The organism is Cyanothece sp. BG0011 (assembly GCF_003013815.1).
GTDB lineage: Bacteria > Cyanobacteriota > Cyanobacteriia > Cyanobacteriales > Microcystaceae > Crocosphaera.
Genome location: NZ_PRLH01000184.1, coordinates 40484 through 61002, shown reverse-complemented (window position 1 = coordinate 61002; position 20519 = coordinate 40484). Strand labels below are relative to the sequence as shown.

Below are 20519 nucleotides of genomic sequence, written 5' to 3'. Positions count from 1 at the left end.
AACCCTTCCCTGTTGATTTCTGAGTGTTATAGCACTACGCATTAGGGTGTTTGACATTTCCCAATTCTGAAACCCTTTGACAGCCTACCATTGCCACCCCCTCTAACTCCCCCTTTTGTGAGGGGGAGAACCCTTGCCTATTCCCCATTCCCCAGTGCGTAGCACTATAATTGATTAAAATATAAGCCATAATAAAATTATTCAAGAAATGATTATTTGATAAAAAAATATGCTGAAATTCCGAAAATTCTTTCATTTTAACCGGTCAAATTTATTATATTTAGTCATTGCTCTGGCGATTCTTTTATGGTGTATCAGTGTGGGTTCAGCATTTACCCAAGCAATAGCCGCCAAACCCAGTCATACCTTAGCGCAATCTCAATCTATCGGGCCCCTTCGGCCAAATCGTTCGACGGTTGAAGCCGGAAAAGAACTCTATCTCTCTACTTGTTCGGGGTGTCATATTGCCATTCCCCCAGAAGTGTTACCCACAGAAACCTGGCAAGAACTTCTAGAAAATCCTCAAAAACACTATGGAACATCTGTACCGAATATCGTTCGTTTAAGTCAAGTGTTAATGTGGGATTATCTGAAAAGCAATTCTCGCCCTATTTTACTCAAAGATGCCCCAGTCCCTTATTATATTGAGCAATCTCAGTATTTTAAAATCCTTCATCCTCGGGTTGAATTTACAGAACCCATTACCACTAAAAATTGTATCGTTTGTCATCCAGGGGTAAAAGATTTTAATTATCGTACTTTGACAGCCGAATGGGAAAATGCACCTTAAACAGTTATCAGTGATCAGTTATCAGTAAACACCTTTATTCTGACTGGTTAACTGTTTCCTCTTCCCCGTTCCCTGTTCCCTGTTCCCTTACATTATTAGAAATATCAGGAATAGAATAAGTTACCTTTTTGTTTTCTCCTAATTTACCTAATCGTTTGGCATTTTGATTATTAAATGTGACTAAAATTAAACCAGCGTCACTCGCTTCTAGGGTAATATTTTGATCAGCTTCCCAAGTTTTTTGGGTTTCTTTGCTTAGTGTTCCCTCAAAGGTCATTTTGCCATCCACTGTAACTTTTAAGGTTGATTTTCCTGTACTACGAACCTTAACAATGACTGGTTTTTGTATGGGAGGGGGAGGAGGAGAAACCACCACAGGAACCGGTAATTCTTCGATCGCTCCTTCTGTGGCAGCCCGTTTTAAGGTATTAGAAATGCTCTGAACGGAAATAACCACAATAATAATATATAAAAAATAAAGATGGATCGGACGAAATTGTAAAACAGGAAATAAAAAACGAAATCTCGAAGAACTTTGAGACTTGGGTTTACTATCCAAAGGAAAACTTTCTGATAAGCTTTTTCCATCTAACCCTAAAAAATCTGCAAATTTTTTAATAAAACTACGAGTATATATAGCCTCTGGTAATTCCTCTAATTTTGCTTTTTCTATGGCTTCTAATAACCCCATAGAAATGCGAGTTTCAGCAGAAATCAACTCCAGACTTAACCCTTGTTTGTGACGTTCCTCCTGTAACTGTTGTCCAATATCTTCTAATATTTGTTTCTGTAATTTTTTAGGATCAAAATAATGTTTATTTCGTTTCGGAAATTTAGATAATAATTTCAGTAATAATTTCAGATAAACGGTTTTTTTAGGCGGTGGAGAGGGGGGTTTTTCTCCGTTTGACTCCTCTCGGGTTTGATAGCCATTTAAACTCAATTTATCCCATAATTGTTGCCATCGACTATGTTTCGGCACCACAGGCCTCTGACATTGAGCGTCTTGGGTGTGATTGGTGTCGTGATGAGGAGAATGACGTGACGATTGTTTCCTGGACATATTTATTCAATCAGCTTCCCTTCCGTTTCAGTGATAAGGTTGGCGCGACGCTTGAGAAAATCAATTTCTGAAGGGGTAAGCAAACGATGGTGTCCGCTGGGTAAACTACTTTCCTTAGGAGAAGAGAGAACAAGAGGACCAATAGCAGTGCGATGGAGTCGAAGAACATGGAAACCCAGTTGTTGAACGATACGACGAATTTGGCGATTTTTGCCTTCAGTCAGAATCACTTTCAAGGAAGTCTGTTGACGAGAACGACGAATCACCTCGACTTGAGCCGGTAAAGTCTTTTTGCCCATTAGCATAACACCTTCGCGCCATTGTTGTAATCTTTCTTCTGTAAGATGTCCTTGAACCCAGACTTCATAGGTTTTCGGTAAATGGTAACGGGGATGAGTTAATCTCAGGGTTAATTCTCCGTCATTGGTTAACAGTAAAGCACCAGAGGAGTTAAAATCGAGTCTTCCTACGGGGTGAATTCCTGTTCCCTGACTTAACTGTTTAGGTAATAAATCTAAGACAATGGATCGATTTTGAGGATCATCGCAGGTACAAACCACTCCGACTGGTTTATTCATCAAAATATACAGTAATTCAGGCCGTTGACTGGGTTGAATCAGTTGGCCGTCTACCTCTAGGCGATCGCAATCAGGATCGGCTTTATCCCCTAATGTCACGATTTCCCCGTTTAACCGAACTCGTCGGGCCACAATCATATCCTCAGCACGACGACGGGAAGCAATTCCCCATTGAGATAAAATTTTTTGCACCCGTTCAACCATATGTTATTTTCTCTCCCCATCCCCTCATTTTTCCCCTGAATGTTAATGATAGAATGATAATGGATATTAGCTTAACTTATCAACTTATTCTTTAACAGTAGAAAGGGTAATTTTCTCTCGATTATGAGGCAATAATAGGTCTTGTTGGTCTGGACCTGATGGGACAATGCCCCCTGGATTCAGAGGAAATAAATTACTATAGTAGTCTTGTTTTACTTTTTCTAAATCGCAAGTGGAAGACACCCCAGGCAGTTGATAAATATCCTGTAAATAACCGTATAGATTTTGATAGTCTCGAATGCGACGCTGATTACATTTAAACAAGCCATAATAAACGGCATCAAAACGAAACAACGTAGTAAACAGTCTCACATCCGCTAACGTAATCGTTTCTCCACATAAATAACGATGATGGGTTAATCTCTTTTCTAGGTCATCAAGGGTTAGAAATAACTCATTACAGGCTTGTTCATAGGCGGATTGAGTTTGAGCAAAACCACAACGATAAACCCCATTATTAACGGTGTGATAAATGCGTTCGTTTAAGCTGTCAATTTGTTCTTTTTGTGAAGTTGAATAAAGATCCAGATCCGGTTGTTGGGCCCATTGATTAAATTCTCGATTCAAAATTTCAATAATATCAGCACTTTCATTATTAACAACGGTTTGAGTTTGTTTATCCCATAAAACCGGCACCGTTGCCCTTCCTTCATAACCAGGTTGACTCAATTGATAAACGTCTTTTAAGCTGCGACAACCCTCTTGTGGGGTTTCTAGCATCCAACCCCCTTCCGTCGCTTCTCCCCTCACCCAAACCAAGGAAATCACTGATTCTAGCCCTTTTAAAGCACGCACCACCAGCGTCCGATGGGCCCAGGGACAACCGATGCCAACGTATAACGCATAACGGCCAGATTCGGGTTTATAGGGGTTCTCAGGCTGATCATTGATGTCATGACGAAATTCGCTTTCGGGGCGAATATAAGCCCCAGATTCGCTACGAGGGGCTAACTGAGACATCATTTGATGCCACATGGTAGTCCAGACAAATTTACCTAATTTAATAATGATAGTTGAGGGGAGAGACATATTTCTGGAGGGTTTGGGGTGTGGGGTGTGGGGTGTGGGGGAGCAGGGAGGTGGGGAGATAGGGAGAAGATTTATTTATAGCAGTTCCCATACTTGTGAGATACAAAGGTAATCGCTTTGAGGCAGGAGGCAGAAGGCAGAAGGCAGGTGTTAGGTGTACCTCATGAGTCCGAGAAACGCTATATACATAATCAGTATTGCTTTTAAATGGCTTTTAATTTAATCAAGTTTCGCCAAGAAAATAAACCAAAGATTAAAAAAATTATACCCATTATTGTTAATGATAAATGTAAAGATTTTTGATCGGCTAACCATCCTGATGCTGTTCCAATAATAGCAAAACCCAACCGAAAAATAAAACTTTTAATCGAAAAAACCGTTGCTCGTGTCACAGAAGGAACCAGGTTATTAATGGCTTCATTAAGTATCGGCGTGATCCAACCTCTGACACAATAAATAACCGCCACAAACATAATTCCCCAAACTTGCTCAATTATCCCCAAAAATAAATAAGAACTTGCCAATAATATAATTAAGAATAATAAACTTTTTTTCAATCCTAATTTTTCTTCTAGGTTATTAGCTGATAAAGAAGCTAAACTCATCATCCCATGAAACCCAACCCAAACAACCCCAAACCAAGCGGTGGGTACATTATAATTAGATAGGTAAGCTTGAGATAACCAAACAATTAAAAAAGTGGCCACTGAAAAGGTACTACTGAATAAAATAAACCAACGAATTGAAGCATTAATAATTAAAGCATTTTTGACAATCGACCATAAATTTTGTGGCTCTTGAGACAGTTCTAAATTATCATTATCAGGTTCAATTAATTGGGTTGCTAATAAGCAATAAAAAATCAAACAAATCGTTTGTAAATAAAAAGGATAAACTAAATTATATTGAGCCACAAAAGCCCCAATTAAACCACAAATGGCCTCACTAATTCCTGCGATCGCTACTAATTTTCCCTCAAATTTACGGTAGTCTTGAGGGCGTTTTAAGGTTAATAAAGTATCATAAGTTATGGCTGTATCTGCCCCAGAAATTAAACTACCAGCGACTCCCGTTAACGCTTCTGCTACAATAAACCAGGAAAATGTCTCTTGAGTACCATAAATTAACCAACTAATAACCCAAATTCCACTACCACTAACAAGACAAAACTTTCTTCCCCATTGATCAGCAATATATCCTGACGGTATTTCTAACAAAAAAAAGGAGATAGAAAGAACGGTTTTTAAGAAAATTGATTGCTCAATAGATAACCCATGAGACTCATAAAATAACATGATTGTGGGAATAGGAAACCAAGCAAAGGATAGGCCTTTTAAAATTAAAAGTTTAGAAAGATTCCTTTGCAAAGCCAGTTGAGAATTTATGGGCATAGCAAAAGGGTTATCCTGCTAAATCTTTAGTCAAAAAGCGACGAATTAAACCAATAGTTACCCCAGGTAATTCTAATTGTGGCGTTAATCCTACCTCTTCAATAATTTCAAAGGCTTTGATAAAAGTAGGATTCATTTGAGCTAATTTTAGACCAATTTCAGGGCCAGTAAACTGAGACTTTCTACCCCAAATCATCGCCGTAGGCGTGGTTAATTGGTCAATATATTCTGCCAAATCAAAACATAAATCTCCCCTGACAAAAGACAAGGCACTATATTCAGCTAAGGGTTGGGTGGCCGAGTCTAAATAAGCGGAGATAATTTCAGGATAGACGCGATCGCTATTGGCAAATTGACGCTGTTCTAAAAAATTACGGATTCCCATTTCATTGGCCACCCCAAAGTCATAAATAAAGCGATCTATAACAGGCGTGGTGACTAATTTAGCAAAGAAACTTCGGCTATAATCTTCACCAAAATCCGATAATCCTGCCGGTGTGGTTAAAATTAAGGATTTAAACAACTCAGGCCGAGTAATGGCCACTCGAATGATCAAGGCTGCTGTTAAAGAAGAGGCGATCGCTGTTACCGGTCCGTCAGCAATGTTCTCAATAAATTCGCTGAGGGTGGTTAAATAGTCATCTATGGTGTAATTTCTTTCTAAATGGGATGATTTTCCCCAACCAATTAAGTCCGGTGCGATAATACGGTATTCACTGGCAAAGGCCGGATAGACTTTTGACCATTCGTAAGCACTCGATCCCCCCCCAAACCCGTGTAAAAAGACTAATGTGGGGCGATCTGACATCTTTTCGTCTGTGGTACACCAAGGAAGACCATCAGCCATATAATAGACCATGTTGCCGAGGCTAGTGGGCAGGTAATGTTTATGGAACCCAGGAATAGTTAACATTGTGATTTAAACTGATCTTCACTTCCCATGTTAATTAAAAGGCAACAGGATTTTAACTTTCTGGCCTAACGGTACTCAGAGGGGGATCTTGAACCGATCGCCAAATAGGGGCATAGGTTTGTAAAGCTTTCATATACTGCGATCGCTCAAAGGCTGCGGGATCGGGACAATGGAGTTGCGAGAGACTCCCTTGCATCTGTTGGATAGATTCGTATTCGTTTTCTTCCATCCAGTAACGCATTCCTTCTTCTAGGGTTCCTAAATAATGGATACCATGACGTAACAAAGAACTCACCACTTGAGTGATTTTTGCTCCGGCCATGACCATTTTAATGACATCGGTGGGGTGATGAATGCCACTGGTTGCCGCTAAGTCGGCCTCAATTTTTCCGTATAAAATAGCGATCCAACGCATGGGTAAACGCATGGCGTGAGGGGTACTTAACAGCACATTGGGATACACTTCTAAGTTGTTTAAGTCGATATCGGGTTGATAGAAACGGTTGAATAAAACTAAGCCATCGGCCCCGGCTTCTCCTAACCGTTTGGCCATGTTAGCCATATTACTAAAATAGGGACTAATTTTAATGGCCACAGGAATATTAATTTCTGATTTTACCGCTTTTAAAATGTCTAAATAGTTCTGCTCAATTTCTCCGCCCGGAATATCTAAATCCGTGGGAACATAATAAATATTGAGTTCTAAGGCATCGGCCCCGGCCTGTTCAATTTGTTTAGAATAATCGAGCCATCCTCCCAAGGTTGAGCCATTAAGACTGCCAATAATGGGCATATCCACCATTTCTTTTGCCTTGCGAATATGGTCTAAATATTCTTGAGAGCCGACGTGAAAAATTTCGGGTTCAGGGAAATAAGTTAAAGCTTCGGGAAAGCTTTCGGTTCCGTGGGTTAAATGATGATGTAATTCGAGTTGTTCTTGTCGTAATTGTTCTTCAAAAAACGAGTGTAACACCACCGCTGCCGCCCCTGCATCTTCCATTCTTTTGATGTTATCGATTTCTTCAGTTAAGGGGGCGCAAGAACCTACCACTAAAGGAGATTTTAATGTCATTCCTAGATAGGTTGTTGTTAAGTCCATTTCTGACTCCTCAATTAATACTTTAATTTTAGTTTTATGCTAATTTTTTGAACATATTTTTTACAACTGTTCAATCTTTTTTGTCTCAACTTTATAGTTTTATTCTATCAGATTTGTCCCTCCTATTTTCTGGTTTTATTTATTTGTAAGATTTAGTTACAAATATTATTCTCAATCTATAGCGGTACAAAAAAAGTTGTTGGTCACTGGTTAACGTTTAAACTGTTCTTTAATTAACCATTGCTACCCCCTCTAACTCCCCCTTTTGTGAGGGGGAAAACTCTTTATTCCTAATTCCCCAGTGCGTAGCACTATTGTTTTTATCCTTCATTCTAAATCCCCAATAAACTAACCATCAAAGCTTTTTGAGCGTGCATTCTATTTTCAGCTTGATCCCATACTTTTGACTGTTTTCCTTCTATGACACTATCGGTTATTTCTTCCCCACGATGTGCCGGTAAACAGTGTAAAACAATGGCATCTTTATCCGCTTGATTTAACAGTTCATCATTAATTTGATAGGGTTGAAAAATAGGAATTCTTGATTCGGCTAAATTTTCTTGTCCCATACTTGCCCAAACATCGGTATAAAGGACATGAGACTCTTTAACCGCAGCCACGGGATCATCAGTGATCATAATCTCAAAACCGGGTTTTGCTAACTGTTTAGCTTGTTCAATAATCATCGGTAATGGTTGATAATCTTTAGGGGTGGCCACTCTAATTTTCATCCCCATTAATGCACCCCCTAAAATAAGAGAATGGGCAACATTATTCCCATCTCCTAAATAGGTTACCGTACTTCCTGCCAGTTCACCAAAACATTCTTTAATGGTCATAAAATCCGCTAAAATTTGACAGGGATGTTCTAAATCCGTTAGGGCATTAATAATAGGAATTTGGGCATATTCGGCAAAGGTTTCTAACTTCGACTGTTCAAAGGTACGGATGGCTAAAATGTCTAAATAGCGATCTAAGACTCTGGCCGTGTCCTTGGTGGGTTCTCCTCGCCCCACTTGGGTTACACTAGGATTGAGATCGAGGACTTGTCCCCCTAGTTGATAAATGGCAGCACTAAAGGAAACACGGGTCCGGGTAGACGCTTTATCGAACAACAGTCCTAATATTTTTTGACAATGGGGCGATCGCTGACCACTTTTCAATTCTGCCCCTAAGTCTAGCACCTGGGTCATTTCTTCTGCACTGAGATCCCCAATTCCTAAGATATCTCTTCCTTGGAGAGTTGTCATAATGGCTGTTTTCCTCATCTGTTGAGGACTTTATTATAACGACGGTGTTTCGCTTTACGAGAGAATCATAATTGAGATTTTAGAATTGTTTTCACAGTAATCAGTGATCAGTTACCAGTTATTAAGTAGGTAGGCATAATTAAATGGACAAAACTTGTAGGGTGGGCAATATCTCAAATGGTTTCTAGTTTAGGTTTGTCAGCTTTTTCTTAGCATTGCCCACCTTACGTTTATTTATAACCACCTACATAGTTATCTTACAATTTATTTTCTCTGAGGTGATATAAAATTATCAAATTTTGGGAAGACTAGGAATAGATAATCACCAGTCAGCTTTCATTAAGACTTGCTTTTTAATATTAATTGTCTTCAGTGTCTCTTCTCTATTGTTTTGCTTTTTCCTCCATTATGGGTTCTCCTACTTGACCTCAGTTTATCTGAGGTTTTTTTATCATTTATTTAATCTGGGGTGATAGAAAATGGTTCATTTGCTACCCCCTCTAACTCCCCCTTTTATTAGGGGGAGAACCCTTGCCTATTTAATTATACATAAGTTGCTCTAAACTTGCTTTCATTATGTCAGTAGTTTGGGCAAAAACACTAAAAACAAGAGCTTCTTTATACACCCTTTGTGCTGGATGATTGTAATAGTTAGCAGCACCACTAGACACGGTTACGGCTGCTTTCGCGCATCGTTCGGCTAAGTTAATTGACCATACTCTTAACTGTAAATCGTCGTCAAAAGAACGGTTTTCAATGGTGATAGCTTGTCTAATTTTACTTTGACAGATTTGCCATTCTTCATAAAGATGATCGTAAGCTTCTTGAATAAAATCAAGGGGTTTAGTTTCTGCTTTATTTTTAACAATATCTAGCCCTGCTTTAGCACAACCTAATACTAAAAAACTGGGATAAAGAACCACTTGTTTATCATTGTTATGTATGTCCCCAGGTTGAGCAATAGAAACAATCTTATTTTCAGGTAAAAAATAATTTTCAAACCTAGCAGTAACTGTATTGGTTGACTCCATTGCCCCTAATTTCATCGGTTTACTAAACATCACATCCGACGATGACTTAAAAGGAACAATTCCCCGAATTTCTTGACCATCGGGTAAAGTTGCCCCCAAAATAAAGCTATCAAAAAAATCAAATCCTGTGATCCAAGGAACGTTACCGGTTATTGCATATCCTCCCTGAATAGGAGTTGCTGTAATCATTGGTTTTCCCTGTCTTCGTAATTGAGAAAAACCCAAACCACACGATAAGTTTTCTGCGACAATTTTCGGTAAATAGTTTTGTTTTAACGCTTCATTTTCACTCTTGACAATAGCATTGACAGCCCCTTGATGTTGTAATTGTAAAAAAGCTAACGCCCCCGAATATTGAGATAGTAATTGTTGCAGGAGATAAAACATTTCTGAGTTTAACTCTAACCCTCCCCAAGTTTGAGGAATTCTTGCCGATAATAATGACTGTTGAATTAATCCTTCTAAAGCCTTTTTTAGAGCATCAGGAGAATGATCAATTTCTGAAGCAAACGGAGTCACAAATTCTTGTAAATAGGATTCTATATTAGCTAAAAAATTATCTAAACTATTAATATCTTGACAGATAGCCATAAACTGATTTGATAACACAACAATTAACGGTAACTATAAATTATGATAGATTAGACTAAAGATAATATCAATAAAAATTATGTTAACCCGTAACCAACCCAGTAATGCAAAAGCTGATCGAGTTGTTTTATATCAGATTAGTTGGCAACAATTTAATAAATTATTAGAAAATTTAGGAAATAACCGTGCTGCTAGAATTGCTTATGATCAAGGAACCCTAGAAATTATGACACCTTTACCGGAACATGAATATTTTAAATGATAAGAAAAAACAACTTCTGTTCGATAGAGCCGGAGCTTCGCTGTGGAACTTCTGACTTCCTACTTCTGACTTCGAGCGAAGCGATAAACTGTTCCCAAACCCCCGACACCCCACACCCGACACCCCACACCCTGCACCCTCAACAGCCAAGACGTTAAACTATTATTCAAAGAATGAGAATAAGCGAATCTAAGGTATAGACTAAAAGGGACACAGACAAGACATGGTGATCCACTGATCCCATCCATCTCAAACGGATGGCCACTGTAGTCAGGATAAAGATAAACATAAAGGGAGAGAGTGTCAATCTCTCTTGATAGGAGTTAAGGAGTTACATGGCAAACCTCAACCCAACTGCAAGTTATAGCCTTGCATTAACCATCGAATTACCCAACATTTCCGGAACCCTGGCCAACGTTACCCAGGCCATTGCAGGGGCCCAAGGGAGTTTAGGACAAATTTCTTTGATTGAGCATAACTTGAAAATTACGCAACGGGAAATTACAGTAGAAGCATCAAGCGAAGAACACGCCGAAAAAATTGTTTCTGCCGTCAGAGAAATTCCCAACGTTAAGATATTAAAAGTCTCCGATCGCACCTTTGAACTTCATCGCAAAGGTAAAATTACGGTAGAAAGTCGTCTTCCCCTTCATTCTCAGGGTGACTTGGCGATGGCTTATACCCCAGGGGTGGGCCGTATTTGTAAAGCGATCGCCCGTGATCCCTCTGAAGTCTATAATCTCACCATTAAACATAATACCGTGGCCGTGGTCACCGATGGGAGTGCGGTGTTAGGGTTAGGAAACCTCGGACCTGAGGCTGCCTTACCAGTGATGGAAGGGAAAGCCATGTTATTTAAAGAATTCGCTGGAGTCGATGCCTTTCCTATCTGTTTAGCCACCCAAGACACAGAAGAAATTATCGAAACCGTTAAACGCATCGCCCCGGTTTTCGGCGGAATTAACCTAGAAGATATTGCAGCCCCCCGTTGCTTTGAAATTGAAAAACGACTGCGTCAAGAATTGGATATTCCCGTCTTCCACGACGATCAACATGGAACAGCGATCGTTACCTTAGCCGCCTTATTTAATGCCCTGAAACTGGTTCAGAAGTCCCTAGAAAGCGTCCGTATTGTCATTAATGGGGCCGGGGCCGCAGGAGTAGCGATCGCCTCTCTATTACGGGCGGCCGGGGCTACCACCATTTGGCTGTGCGACTCCAAAGGTCTAATTTCTCACAATCGAGAGGATCTCAACCCTCAAAAACAAGCCTATGCCGTTAGTGCCAGTGGGACCTTGGCCGATGCCATGCAAGGGGCCGATGTCTTTTTAGGAGTGAGTGTGCCGGGGGTAGTCACCCAGGAGATGGTACAGTCGATGAATCGAGATCCCATTGTCTTTGCCATGGCTAACCCCATCCCTGAAATTCAACCGGAGTTAGTGATCAATGACGTAGCGGTGATGGCCACCGGACGCAGTGACTATCCTAACCAAATTAACAACGTTTTGGCTTTTCCTGGGGTATTTCGCGGGGCCCTAGATTGTCATGCGAAAAATATTACCGAGCATATGTATTTAGAGGCAGCTAAAGCCATCGCTTCTTTGGTCCATTCGAGTCAGTTAAGTGCAGAACATATTATTCCCTCTGTGTTTGATGAGCGGGTGTCCCATGCTGTGGCCAGTGCCGTAGAATTAGCAGCCCGTGCCGATGGGGTAACCCTCGAATAATCCTTGTGGGTTGAGGAGGCAGCTTTTTTCTGCTTCCCTTTCCCTGTCAATTTATCTGCTCCCGTTGAGATAATCACTGAAAAAGTGAGTAAAATAACGATCAATCATTAACCATAGAATTGATTTTTTTGACATCTAATTTAGGAGGGCTGTGGTTATGGTAGAATCCTCTTCTAAGAAAGACTGGAACTGTTTTGAATTTTCTGGCTATCAAATCTACTCGAAAGACGAACAAGATTACACCATTTATCAAACAGGAAGTCATCAAGACGGTGATTATTTAAGGATTTATGTCCCGAAAAAGCCTGATCAGGAAAATGGCAACCTTAAAGTTATTACTTATTTACATGGTTTTGCTTTATGTATGCCACAATTTTATGAACAACATTTATCTCAATTAGCCAGCTTAGGTTATTATGTCTTTTTTCCTGATTATCAAAAAAGCAATTATCCTGACTTTGCTGATGAGCCAACTTCAGAGAAATCTGACTTAAGTTATTGGTCATTAGCTGCCGGTAGTTTTTTCGCAGGAATGGTTTTAAGACGGGATACCGATCGCACTGATATTTCTGAATTAGAAACTAGAAAAAATAGTCAAAAACTTCGTTTATCATTGGGATTAATTATCTTAATTATTTTCCTCAAAATTTATGGATTTATTAAAAAAGAATATGCCCAAAATCTCTTAAGTATGGTGTTTACAGTCTTAAAAAGTTTATTTTATGCCCCCAAACAATGGCTATCTTTTGCCGTTAATAGTACGGTAATCGGTTGGGAAAAATTACAAGAATATTCTCGTCAAAATTCAGTCGATAAAAATACTCAACTATTGTTTGAAAAGGACATAGATTTTTATGTGTTTGGTCATTCTTTAGGGGGACTCTTAGCCCTAAGTTGGCCAGACTATTTAAAGCAACATCCTCAGCAAGATTTAAAGCGATTTACCCCTCAACAAATTATTACGGCTGATCCGGCTCCTAACACGAATTTAGGCATTCCTACTATTGCTTTTATCATTTTAAGACTGTTTGGCTTTCCCTTTGCCACTGAACCTATGACCATTGAAGAAACAGGACAAAGTATTGAGGTTCCTGTGGGGATATTACATGGCATTGATGATAGAATTGTTAAACCCACTGAATGGGTAGTTCCTCCGTTAGAAGACAAAAAAGGACGCTTTTTACTATTCATTCATCCCAGAAAAAAATATATTTCTCTGAATCTAATCTCGAAAAAAAATTAAGAGCCGATCATAATCAATCTGTGACGAACACTGAGTATTATGGCGACCGGTTTATGGATAATTTTGGAGGAGCTAAAGACGGACCGAATGCTTATAATTATCAATATATTTGGCCAGCTTTACAAGCCGTTGTAACCGATAAAGTGCCAGTCAATCAACTTACAAATCAGAAGGGATTTGACCTTAAAGATTTTGCCGTGGTTGATGAACCTAACCCCCCTTCAAACATCAGACAAATGATCTTAGTTATTTTAGGGGTGCTGAGTTTATTAGGGGTGGGCTATCTCATCATTAACTATTAATGATGAGTTTGTACCCTTTCGATAAGCGATCGCACTTCTTTTGTCCCTTCAGACGGTTCAAAGGAAACAGGAAACTTACCATGACTTAGCATCCGTAACCCTAAAGGGGCAAGAGACAGTAATCCTTGTAAATCTCTAAAATAATTACCGACCACATATAAACCAAATTTCCGTTCATCGATCCATCCTCCCTCCTTAACTAGATCGATCAACACTTTGCGGTGACGAATAGAGCGACTACTTTGAGCATCTTTGCGATCTAAAATGTCTTGTTTCAAATAACCAATTTGATCCATCGGGGCCACTTCCATAGGACAAACCGCATTGCAATAATAACAACGGGTACAACCCCAAACCCCTTGAGTTCCTTGATTATAGGTTTCTAAACGTTCCTCTACTTCCGTATCTCGCGAATCTGCCACCATGCGCTGTGCTTTGGCTAAAGCATGGGGGCCAACGAACTCAGGGTTAACCGTTAAAGCGTTACATTCAGAATAACAAGCGCCACACATGATACAGTTACCCGTCTGATCCAACTGCGATCGCTCTTCAGGGGTCTGTAAAAATTCTCGTTCAGGGATGTTGCGGCCTTGGGTACTAACATAAGGATCAACCTTTTGGAGTTTATCCCAAAAATCGGACATATCTACCACTAAATCTTTAATCACTGGCATATTCCCTAAAGGGGCAATGGTGATCGTGGGCAAATCTCCATTACCCGAAGCAGCAGCCATCTCTAACTCTTGTTGCACATTTTGTTTACAAGCTAAAGCGGAACGGCCATTAATTCTCATGCCGCAACTCCCACAAATAGTATTGCGACAATTTTTACGGAAGGCTAAACTACCATCTTGTTCCCATTTAATGCGATTTAAACATTCTAAGATGGTATTGCCGGCCTGAACGTCTAGTTGATAAGTCTGTAGCTGAGGACTGTGATCGGGCTTTTGTCGCCACACTTTAAACAATACTTCCATGGGAACATTCAAAAATTGATTGATTTCTTCTATCCTATCTCGTTCTTAGGATTTGTATGGCAATTTTCTTCGAGGGTTAATTAGGATAAAAGTCCCCTTTATATTTTCCACATTCCCCAAGATTCTGCTCCCTCTACCTTCCCTGCCTTCTACCCCCCTGCCCCCCTTTTAAAGGGGGGGGGTGGGGTTTAACGAAGGTGCAAGATGTGAGTTTTATTCATTTAGTCTCTGAAGCTTTTCCACACTGTTAATATCCTCATCAAAGCCAATTTTGATGCAGGGTTTAGCCTCATTACTCCTTGACTTTCTCCTTTTTCTTTTAAGGTTCAACAACCGAAACCCCAGGGGAGATAGAAGGGGAATTTATCTCGCTTTGAGCAGACCCAAGGAAATTTGTCCCCTTAAACTCCAGGGGATCAACTTCATAATTCTTGAAATATTTTTGGTTTCGTTTAGGAATTTAACGCTATATTTTTGATATGATCAATAATGATCTAAATAACCTAGTCATCATTGAAAGAAAATCAAAGGACATTGATAAAATTATGGCTGATACCGTTGATCCAAATCCTACTCCCTTAACTGGGAAAGCCTTACTTCAAGAACTAAAACAGTTAGCTGATAAGCCTCGCCGAGAAACAGCCAAAAAATGTGGCTATTACTCAGTGACAAAAGATGGACAAGTTCGTGTTAATTTAACGGACTTTTATGATGCCGTTCTTGCCGCCAAAGGGGTTCCTTTACAACCCGGTTCGACTAAAGATGGTCGGGGCCGTGAACCCACATTCCGCGTCAGCGTTCACAAGAATGGTCAAATTGTCATTGGTTCTACCTATACTGAGCAGATGGGATTGAAACCAGGGGATGAATTTGAGATTAAATTAGGCTACAAACATATTCATCTTAAACAAGTGGGCGTTGATGAGGAAGAAGCCGCTTAAGGGCTGTTTGTGAAGATCAGAACATGGGAAGCAAATCCCTAAAGCCAAGTCAAAAACAAAGGTCAACCTTTGGACTTTCCCAGTCCGATGGGACAGGGATAAAAGCGATAATTCCCATGAAATAAATCTCAGTTACATTATGGAAAGGAAACTGAAAAAGCCATATGTTATGGTCAGATGAGAAGTTCTTCAGTAATCCGTCTCTGTAATGTCATTGATAAGTGTCAAAAATGGTCTCACCATCCCCCCAGATCGCAGTCTATGGGAAGCATTTTCATCTTCCCATCTCGATCTTTTGCTCAGTGGTGTTAGTCCCTTTCCTAGTGAGAGTAAAATCGGTCTTTTCTTATTAATATGGTTGCTCTTGTGGCTACCCATCGCTTTAGTATTGGGTAAAAAGCTGGACTGGAAACCCTTTCAACCCTTAGAACCAGAGCAAAAAATCCCTTTATTAATACCCTTGTATTTACTGGTTCCCTGGTTAGGGTGGTTAACCCTGATCGTCGAGAGAACCTCATTATCTGACTATGGGTTATCTTGGCGTTGGGATCTCCTCATTTCACTCTGTCTAGGGCTTCTTTTGGGGTTAGGGGGGTTAGCCATCGTTTTTGCCGTGGAAGGGGGGTTAGGCTGGCTAAAATGGCACCCTGAGAACTTAAATCAACTAAGCAAGGTAGCCCTACCTATTTTCGGACTGGCTGTATGGATCGCTTTAACCGAAGAATTTGTATTTCGGGGTATTTTTCAAACGATTTTAGAAAAAGAGTATAATCCCTGGGTCAGTGCTATTATTATTAGCATTATTTTTGCTCTGCTTCATTTACTCTGGGAAAGACAAACCACCCTTCCCCAGTTACCGGGACTGTGGTTAATGGGAATGGTGTTAGTGATAGCAAGATGGGTCGATGGAGGGAGTTTAGGGTTAGCCTGGGGACTTCATGCCGGTTGGGTGTGGGGGTTAGCGTCTTTAGATGCGGCTCAAATGATTAACTACACCCGAAACAGTCAAGACTGGCTCATTGGTCTTTATGAGCAACCCTTAGCAGGAATGATGGGAATTTTGTGTTTATTCGGCACTGGTGGTATTTTGTGGTTGTGGCCAATACTACTCGGTTAAGCTCAACACCCTAGTTGAGACTGCAAGGGAGCATCGGAGCAGGGGGCGGGGGAGAAAACCGAAAATCCAACTCCGAAGCTCCTCTGCTTGCCTTCAAAAACTGAGAACTCAATATTTTAAAAAAGACCTTAGTTATTGAATAATAATCGGCTTTAAACCAATACTTCTCAAACTTTGTTCTGCTTTTTGAGCATTATTTTTATCACTAAATAATCCCACTTGTAACATTGACCGACCTTGATAAGAGGTGGAAAACGCTTCAGGAAATAGCGATCGCACCCGAGTCCTATCCTGACTACTACTGACCGCAACCACAACCCGATAACTTTGAGACGTTCCGATATTCCGTCCGGTGTTAACTGCGTTGGCCGAAGGAGGAGGAACCACCCCACTCACACTTTTACTGGTAGGAGGTTCGAGGGGAGGAAGTTCGGAAAAACTGGGTAAGGGCGGGGGTTCATTGGACTGTGAGGGGGTTGGGGGAGGGGGTAAGGGATTTTTTGAGGGTTCAGAGGTAAAATTACTCTGGTTAGAGACACGAGAGGGTTGAGTCTCTGCCGTAAAGGTCATCTCTTGTACAGGGGACTCAGATTCAGATACCATAGCCTCATCTGGGGACGAATCAGTGCTATTATAAGCTGGTTGAGCCATAATAGCGGTACTATCCCCCGTTAAGTAGACATGGCTTAGCACTGTGCCATTATAAGCCCGTTGGGTGAATCGCCAACCGGGATCTAAATCAATCTTTAAAAATCCTGAGGCCATTCCGTCAGTTCGGCCAACAACGATATCCGGTTGAGTGGGATCGCTGCGATGGGTTCCCACTAACACTAATTCCCCATTTTGTTGGACAATTCTTAACAAATAATCCAGTCCTAAGTCTCGTCCATCAATCCGCAGAGAATAACCATTACTATCCGTACTGCGTTGACAACTACCCGCAAAGTTAAAATTAAGCAGTAGAGGATCAACGGTTGTGACTGAATTGGATTCTATTTCTTCCCAACACTGTCGCTGTCCTGGTATTTGTTTGATGATCAATAAATCATATTTGTTATCCCCGTAGGGTCTGGCGATCGCAATATAATCCTCCTGGTTTACTTCTTGTTCATCAAAGGTCGATGCTTCCGAAGGAAACCACGGAATCATACCAGTCAAAGCAAAGGTGGTAACAGCAATCAGTTTACCCATAAGTGTGAGTTTCATAGTCTCTAGCCTTGCATCATCACAACATGACTTACACCACATACAATGTGTTCCTGTATCAGATCATGACTGATCTCCTGGGTGAAAGGTTGCTATGATTGGACAGTATTAAAAGTGTTATAGTGTGCGTGTTGATTTCATTCAGAATTGATTGACATGAAAAAACTGTCTTTATTGGCTTTTTTTGGAAGTATTTTTTATTTAAATTCTTATCCTGCCATCGCTGCTGGTTTTTCAACTATTTACGGATTTGGAGATAGTTTATCTGGGACAGGTAATGTTAATCAGATTGTTCTCGAAGCAACAGGAGGAACTCAAACTTTTCCCCCCACTCCTCCTTATTTTGAGGGACGATTTTCTAACGGACCAGCTTGGATAGAAATTCTGGCTCAAAGGTTAAATGTTCCCTTAATTAATTCAGCTTTTGGCGGTTCAACCAGTGGGTTTGACAATACCCTTGATACTACGTTACCAGGTATCCCTTTACCTGGATTACAAGGACAAATTGGTAATTTTGTTAATAACAATCCTGTAGCTGATCCTAATGCACTTTATGCAATTTGGGCAGGTGGTAATGATTATTTACCGACCAATAGTATGGTATTTACTCCTTTTGATAATCCTAATCAAACTTTGAGTAATATAGAAACAGCTATTAATTCTTTAATAGAGTTGGGGGCTGAAAATATTATGGTTTTAAATTTACCCAATTTGGGAAATACACCCCTAAATAATGGCTCTGTTGATGGGTTTTGTCCCGATGATAATCAATTTGATGGTGATTGTTTAAATGATTTAACTATGGCTCATAATCAGGGTTTGTCAAGTTTATTATCTGGTTTTTCATCCGATGTCAATCTAATACCTGTTGATATTAATACAGTGGTTAATAATACGATTCAAAATCCTTTTCCTATCTTCACAAATGTAACTGATGCTTGTCTGAATTTGAACACCTTTGAAGTGTGTAATAATCCTAATGAATTTTTATTCTGGGATGATCGTCATCCTACAGCAGTGGGACATCAATTAATTGCTAATACAGCTTTTCAATCATTAGGAATTCCTGAACCTAAAACCACAGTAGCATTATTAACAATTGGATTAATCGCTATTATTAAAAAAGTTAGAAAATAATCCCTAATTAATTATGAATGAAAACAAGACAAAGATCAAAGAATATATCGAACAAACATCCGTAATAATTGATTTACCTATCCCTCCTGAATCCATGCCAGGGGTGATTGATAATTTAACAAGAATTGCTGAAATTGCTACGTTAGTGACTGAGTTTGACCTACCTGAAACCGTTGAACCTTCCCCCATTTTTAAACCATGAATATTAATTGTTTAGGTGCGATCGCCCTCAGTCAAAAAATTAAAAATCAAGAGATTACAGCGATTGAAGTTATTAGACAATTTATTAATAATATTGAACAGCAAAACCCAACATTAAATTGCTTTACCACTATCCTAAGAAGTCAAGCTATTGAACAAGCCAAACAACTTGATTATAAAATAATAAAAGGTGAAGAAATAGGTATTTTAACCGGAGTTCCTTTTGCTGTTAAAAATCTCTTTGATATTGAAGGCGTGATAACCTTAGCCGGGTCAAAAATTAATCAAGAAAATGCACCAGCAACCCAAGATGCAACAGCTATTAAGAAGTTAAAAGCAGCAGGGGCGATCTTAGTGGGTGCTTTGAATATGGATGAATATGCCTATGGATTTGTAACCGAAAATAGTCACTATGGTGCCACTCCAAACCCCCATGATTTAACCAGAATTTCAGGGGGATCATCAGGGGGTTCAGCGGCAGCCGTTGCGGCTCATTTAATCCCCTTTTCTTTGGGATCAGATACCAATGGTTCAGTTAGAGTTCCTGCTGCTTTATGTGGTGTTTTTGGCTTAAAACCTACTTATGGTAGGTTATCACGGTCAGGTACTATTTTATTTTCTAATAGTTTAGATCACATTGGTGGGTTGACTCGTTCCGTGAGAGATATGGCGGCTATTTTTGATGTTTTACAAGGAGAAGATAAAAATGATCCGGTCTGTACTTCTTTATCCCCTCAATTATGCTTTGATAAGTTAAATCAAGATATTAGTTCTTTAAAAATTGCTGTGGCAGGAAACTATTTTCAAGAAGGGGCAGAAACAGAAGCTTTAGAAGCAGTAGAAACCGTTGCTAAAGTGTTGAATACAGACAGCATAATTACGATTCCAGAAGCACATCGAGCGAGGGCAGCTGCTTATATTATTACTGCTTGTGAAGGGTCTAATTTTCATTTAAAAAATTTGCGATCGCGTCCTCAAGATTTTGATCCAGCTACGAGAGATCGCTTTTTAGCAGGGGCATTTATTCCTAATACTTGGTACCTACAAGCGCAAAGATTTCGCCGTTGGTATCGGGATCAAGTTAAAGAAGTTTTTCAAAACGTTGATGTGATTATTGCCCCCACAACTCCCTGTGTCGCCACGACCTTAGGACAAGAAAAAATGATCATTAATGGAGAAGAAATATTAATTCGTCCCAACTTAGGCCGGTTTACTCAACCCTTATCTTTTATCGGTTTGCCTGTGTTATCTTTTCCTATATTAAGATCCAATAAGTTGCCCTTGGGAGTTCAATTAATAGCTGCACCTTATCAAGAGTTAAAAATCTTACAAGTCGCCGCCTTTTTAGAAGAAAAGTTACGTAAATTGTAAAGTTTGAGTACAAAAATTCCTTAAACTCTCTAATAA

Annotated in this window: 19 protein-coding genes and 1 pseudogene; 10 read left to right on the top strand and 10 right to left on the bottom strand. The window is 39.9% G+C overall.

Annotation, left to right across the window (positions count from 1 at the left end):
- Nucleotides 1-229: 229 nt before the first annotated feature.
- Nucleotides 230-790 (top strand): cytochrome, encoded by a 561-nt coding sequence (locus C4E06_RS22695; RefSeq protein WP_107670653.1) that lies wholly within the window; start codon nucleotides 230-232, stop codon nucleotides 788-790.
- Nucleotides 791-824: 34 nt separating this feature from the next.
- Here the strand turns inward: C4E06_RS22695 and C4E06_RS22690 are convergent, their stop codons facing one another.
- The 8 genes from C4E06_RS22690 to C4E06_RS22655 form a co-directional block, all read right to left on the bottom strand.
- Nucleotides 825-1853, bottom strand: coding sequence for a helix-turn-helix domain-containing protein (locus C4E06_RS22690; RefSeq protein WP_107670652.1), 1029 nt, complete (start codon nucleotides 1851-1853; stop codon nucleotides 825-827).
- A gap of 2 nt (nucleotides 1854-1855) precedes the next feature.
- Complete coding sequence (locus tag C4E06_RS22685) at nucleotides 1856-2635, bottom strand: pseudouridine synthase (RefSeq protein ID WP_107670651.1); 780 nt, start codon at nucleotides 2633-2635, stop codon at nucleotides 1856-1858.
- 84 nt (nucleotides 2636-2719) lie between these two features.
- A complete protein-coding gene (locus tag C4E06_RS22680; RefSeq protein WP_107670650.1) occupies nucleotides 2720-3724 on the bottom strand; it encodes a glutathione S-transferase family protein in 1005 nt (334 codons plus the stop codon).
- A gap of 203 nt (nucleotides 3725-3927) precedes the next feature.
- Nucleotides 3928-5115: an MFS transporter gene (locus tag C4E06_RS22675; RefSeq protein WP_107670649.1), complete on the bottom strand. Its 1188-nt coding sequence runs from the start codon at nucleotides 5113-5115 to the stop codon at nucleotides 3928-3930.
- 10 nt (nucleotides 5116-5125) lie between these two features.
- The gene (locus tag C4E06_RS22670; RefSeq protein ID WP_107670648.1) at nucleotides 5126-6028 is read right to left on the bottom strand and encodes an alpha/beta fold hydrolase; all 903 of its coding nucleotides are present in this window, start codon (nucleotides 6026-6028) and stop codon (nucleotides 5126-5128) included.
- 52 nt (nucleotides 6029-6080) lie between these two features.
- Complete coding sequence (locus tag C4E06_RS22665; protein WP_107670647.1) at nucleotides 6081-7127, bottom strand: dihydroorotate dehydrogenase-like protein; 1047 nt, start codon at nucleotides 7125-7127, stop codon at nucleotides 6081-6083.
- A gap of 332 nt (nucleotides 7128-7459) precedes the next feature.
- Nucleotides 7460-8377, bottom strand: coding sequence for an ornithine carbamoyltransferase (gene argF, locus C4E06_RS22660; protein WP_107670646.1), 918 nt, complete (start codon nucleotides 8375-8377; stop codon nucleotides 7460-7462).
- Nucleotides 8378-8916: 539 nt separating this feature from the next.
- Nucleotides 8917-9999 carry an acyl-CoA dehydrogenase family protein gene (locus C4E06_RS22655; protein WP_107670645.1) on the bottom strand — a complete coding sequence of 361 codons (1083 nt, stop codon included), beginning with the start codon at nucleotides 9997-9999 and terminating at the stop codon, nucleotides 8917-8919.
- A gap of 79 nt (nucleotides 10000-10078) precedes the next feature.
- Here C4E06_RS22655 and C4E06_RS22650 point away from each other — a divergent pair.
- The 4 genes and pseudogenes from C4E06_RS22650 to C4E06_RS28365 all read left to right on the top strand — a co-directional run.
- Nucleotides 10079-10258 (top strand): annotated as a pseudogene (locus tag C4E06_RS22650) (Uma2 family endonuclease); the annotation flags it as partial.
- Between the two features lie 338 nt (nucleotides 10259-10596).
- On the top strand, nucleotides 10597-11988 hold the full coding sequence (locus C4E06_RS22645) for a malic enzyme-like NAD(P)-binding protein (RefSeq protein ID WP_107670644.1): 1392 nt from the start codon (nucleotides 10597-10599) through the stop codon (nucleotides 11986-11988).
- A gap of 157 nt (nucleotides 11989-12145) precedes the next feature.
- Entirely contained in the window at nucleotides 12146-13231 is a 1086-nt protein-coding gene (locus C4E06_RS22640) for a hypothetical protein (RefSeq protein WP_198648958.1), read from the top strand.
- 53 nt (nucleotides 13232-13284) lie between these two features.
- Nucleotides 13285-13533 carry a hypothetical protein gene (locus C4E06_RS28365; protein ID WP_232826341.1) on the top strand — a complete coding sequence of 83 codons (249 nt, stop codon included), beginning with the start codon at nucleotides 13285-13287 and terminating at the stop codon, nucleotides 13531-13533.
- On the opposite strand, the gene C4E06_RS22635 is transcribed toward C4E06_RS28365, so the two are convergent.
- On the bottom strand, nucleotides 13530-14510 hold the full coding sequence (locus C4E06_RS22635) for a succinate dehydrogenase/fumarate reductase iron-sulfur subunit (RefSeq protein WP_107670643.1): 981 nt from the start codon (nucleotides 14508-14510) through the stop codon (nucleotides 13530-13532). The two genes, C4E06_RS28365 and C4E06_RS22635, sit on opposite strands and share 4 nt — an antisense overlap.
- A gap of 545 nt (nucleotides 14511-15055) precedes the next feature.
- Between C4E06_RS22635 and C4E06_RS22630 the strand changes: the two genes are divergently transcribed.
- Both C4E06_RS22630 and C4E06_RS22625 read left to right on the top strand, forming a co-directional pair.
- Nucleotides 15056-15451 (top strand): AbrB family transcriptional regulator, encoded by a 396-nt coding sequence (locus C4E06_RS22630; protein WP_198648965.1) that lies wholly within the window; start codon nucleotides 15056-15058, stop codon nucleotides 15449-15451.
- 208 nt (nucleotides 15452-15659) lie between these two features.
- A complete protein-coding gene (locus C4E06_RS22625) occupies nucleotides 15660-16568 on the top strand; it encodes a CPBP family intramembrane glutamic endopeptidase (RefSeq protein WP_107670641.1) in 909 nt (302 codons plus the stop codon).
- A gap of 132 nt (nucleotides 16569-16700) precedes the next feature.
- On the opposite strand, the gene C4E06_RS22620 is transcribed toward C4E06_RS22625, so the two are convergent.
- Nucleotides 16701-17774, bottom strand: a complete 1074-nt coding sequence (locus C4E06_RS22620) for a DUF3747 domain-containing protein (RefSeq protein ID WP_107670640.1) — start codon at nucleotides 17772-17774, stop codon at nucleotides 16701-16703.
- 156 nt (nucleotides 17775-17930) lie between these two features.
- On the opposite strand from C4E06_RS22620, the gene C4E06_RS22615 reads away from it, so the two are divergent.
- Genes C4E06_RS22615 through C4E06_RS22605 form a run of 3 tightly spaced genes read left to right on the top strand, consistent with a single transcriptional unit; the run spans nucleotide 17931 to nucleotide 20483 of the window.
- On the top strand, nucleotides 17931-18911 hold the full coding sequence (locus C4E06_RS22615; RefSeq protein ID WP_107670639.1) for an SGNH/GDSL hydrolase family protein: 981 nt from the start codon (nucleotides 17931-17933) through the stop codon (nucleotides 18909-18911).
- Nucleotides 18912-18924: 13 nt separating this feature from the next.
- Nucleotides 18925-19113 carry a DUF4089 domain-containing protein gene (locus C4E06_RS22610; protein WP_107670638.1) on the top strand — a complete coding sequence of 63 codons (189 nt, stop codon included), beginning with the start codon at nucleotides 18925-18927 and terminating at the stop codon, nucleotides 19111-19113.
- Complete coding sequence (locus tag C4E06_RS22605) at nucleotides 19110-20483, top strand: AtzE family amidohydrolase (RefSeq protein WP_107670637.1); 1374 nt, start codon at nucleotides 19110-19112, stop codon at nucleotides 20481-20483. The genes C4E06_RS22610 and C4E06_RS22605 overlap by 4 nt, the downstream gene beginning before the upstream one ends.
- Nucleotides 20484-20519 lie beyond the last annotated feature (36 nt).

Excerpts from the sequence above, each read along its gene's own strand:
- C4E06_RS22695 (WP_107670653.1), top strand. The coding sequence starts at position 230 with ATGCTGAAATTCCGAAAATTCTTTCATTTTAACCGGTCAAATTTATTA.
- C4E06_RS22690 (WP_107670652.1), bottom strand. The coding sequence starts at position 1,853 with ATGTCCAGGAAACAATCGTCACGTCATTCTCCTCATCACGACACCAAT.
- C4E06_RS22685 (WP_107670651.1), bottom strand. The coding sequence starts at position 2,635 with ATGGTTGAACGGGTGCAAAAAATTTTATCTCAATGGGGAATTGCTTCC.
- C4E06_RS22680 (WP_107670650.1), bottom strand. The coding sequence starts at position 3,724 with ATGTCTCTCCCCTCAACTATCATTATTAAATTAGGTAAATTTGTCTGG.
- C4E06_RS22675 (WP_107670649.1), bottom strand. The coding sequence starts at position 5,115 with ATGCCCATAAATTCTCAACTGGCTTTGCAAAGGAATCTTTCTAAACTT.
- C4E06_RS22670 (WP_107670648.1), bottom strand. The coding sequence starts at position 6,028 with ATGTTAACTATTCCTGGGTTCCATAAACATTACCTGCCCACTAGCCTC.
- C4E06_RS22665 (WP_107670647.1), bottom strand. The coding sequence starts at position 7,127 with ATGGACTTAACAACAACCTATCTAGGAATGACATTAAAATCTCCTTTA.
- argF (WP_107670646.1), bottom strand. The coding sequence starts at position 8,377 with ATGACAACTCTCCAAGGAAGAGATATCTTAGGAATTGGGGATCTCAGT.
- C4E06_RS22655 (WP_107670645.1), bottom strand. The coding sequence starts at position 9,999 with ATGGCTATCTGTCAAGATATTAATAGTTTAGATAATTTTTTAGCTAAT.
- C4E06_RS22645 (WP_107670644.1), top strand. The coding sequence starts at position 10,597 with ATGGCAAACCTCAACCCAACTGCAAGTTATAGCCTTGCATTAACCATC.
- C4E06_RS22640 (WP_198648958.1), top strand. The coding sequence starts at position 12,146 with ATGGTAGAATCCTCTTCTAAGAAAGACTGGAACTGTTTTGAATTTTCT.
- C4E06_RS28365 (WP_232826341.1), top strand. The coding sequence starts at position 13,285 with ATGGATAATTTTGGAGGAGCTAAAGACGGACCGAATGCTTATAATTAT.
- C4E06_RS22635 (WP_107670643.1), bottom strand. The coding sequence starts at position 14,510 with ATGGAAGTATTGTTTAAAGTGTGGCGACAAAAGCCCGATCACAGTCCT.
- C4E06_RS22630 (WP_198648965.1), top strand. The coding sequence starts at position 15,056 with ATGGCTGATACCGTTGATCCAAATCCTACTCCCTTAACTGGGAAAGCC.
- C4E06_RS22625 (WP_107670641.1), top strand. The coding sequence starts at position 15,660 with ATGTCATTGATAAGTGTCAAAAATGGTCTCACCATCCCCCCAGATCGC.
- C4E06_RS22620 (WP_107670640.1), bottom strand. The coding sequence starts at position 17,774 with ATGAAACTCACACTTATGGGTAAACTGATTGCTGTTACCACCTTTGCT.
- C4E06_RS22615 (WP_107670639.1), top strand. The coding sequence starts at position 17,931 with ATGAAAAAACTGTCTTTATTGGCTTTTTTTGGAAGTATTTTTTATTTA.
- C4E06_RS22610 (WP_107670638.1), top strand. The coding sequence starts at position 18,925 with ATGAATGAAAACAAGACAAAGATCAAAGAATATATCGAACAAACATCC.
- C4E06_RS22605 (WP_107670637.1), top strand. The coding sequence starts at position 19,110 with ATGAATATTAATTGTTTAGGTGCGATCGCCCTCAGTCAAAAAATTAAA.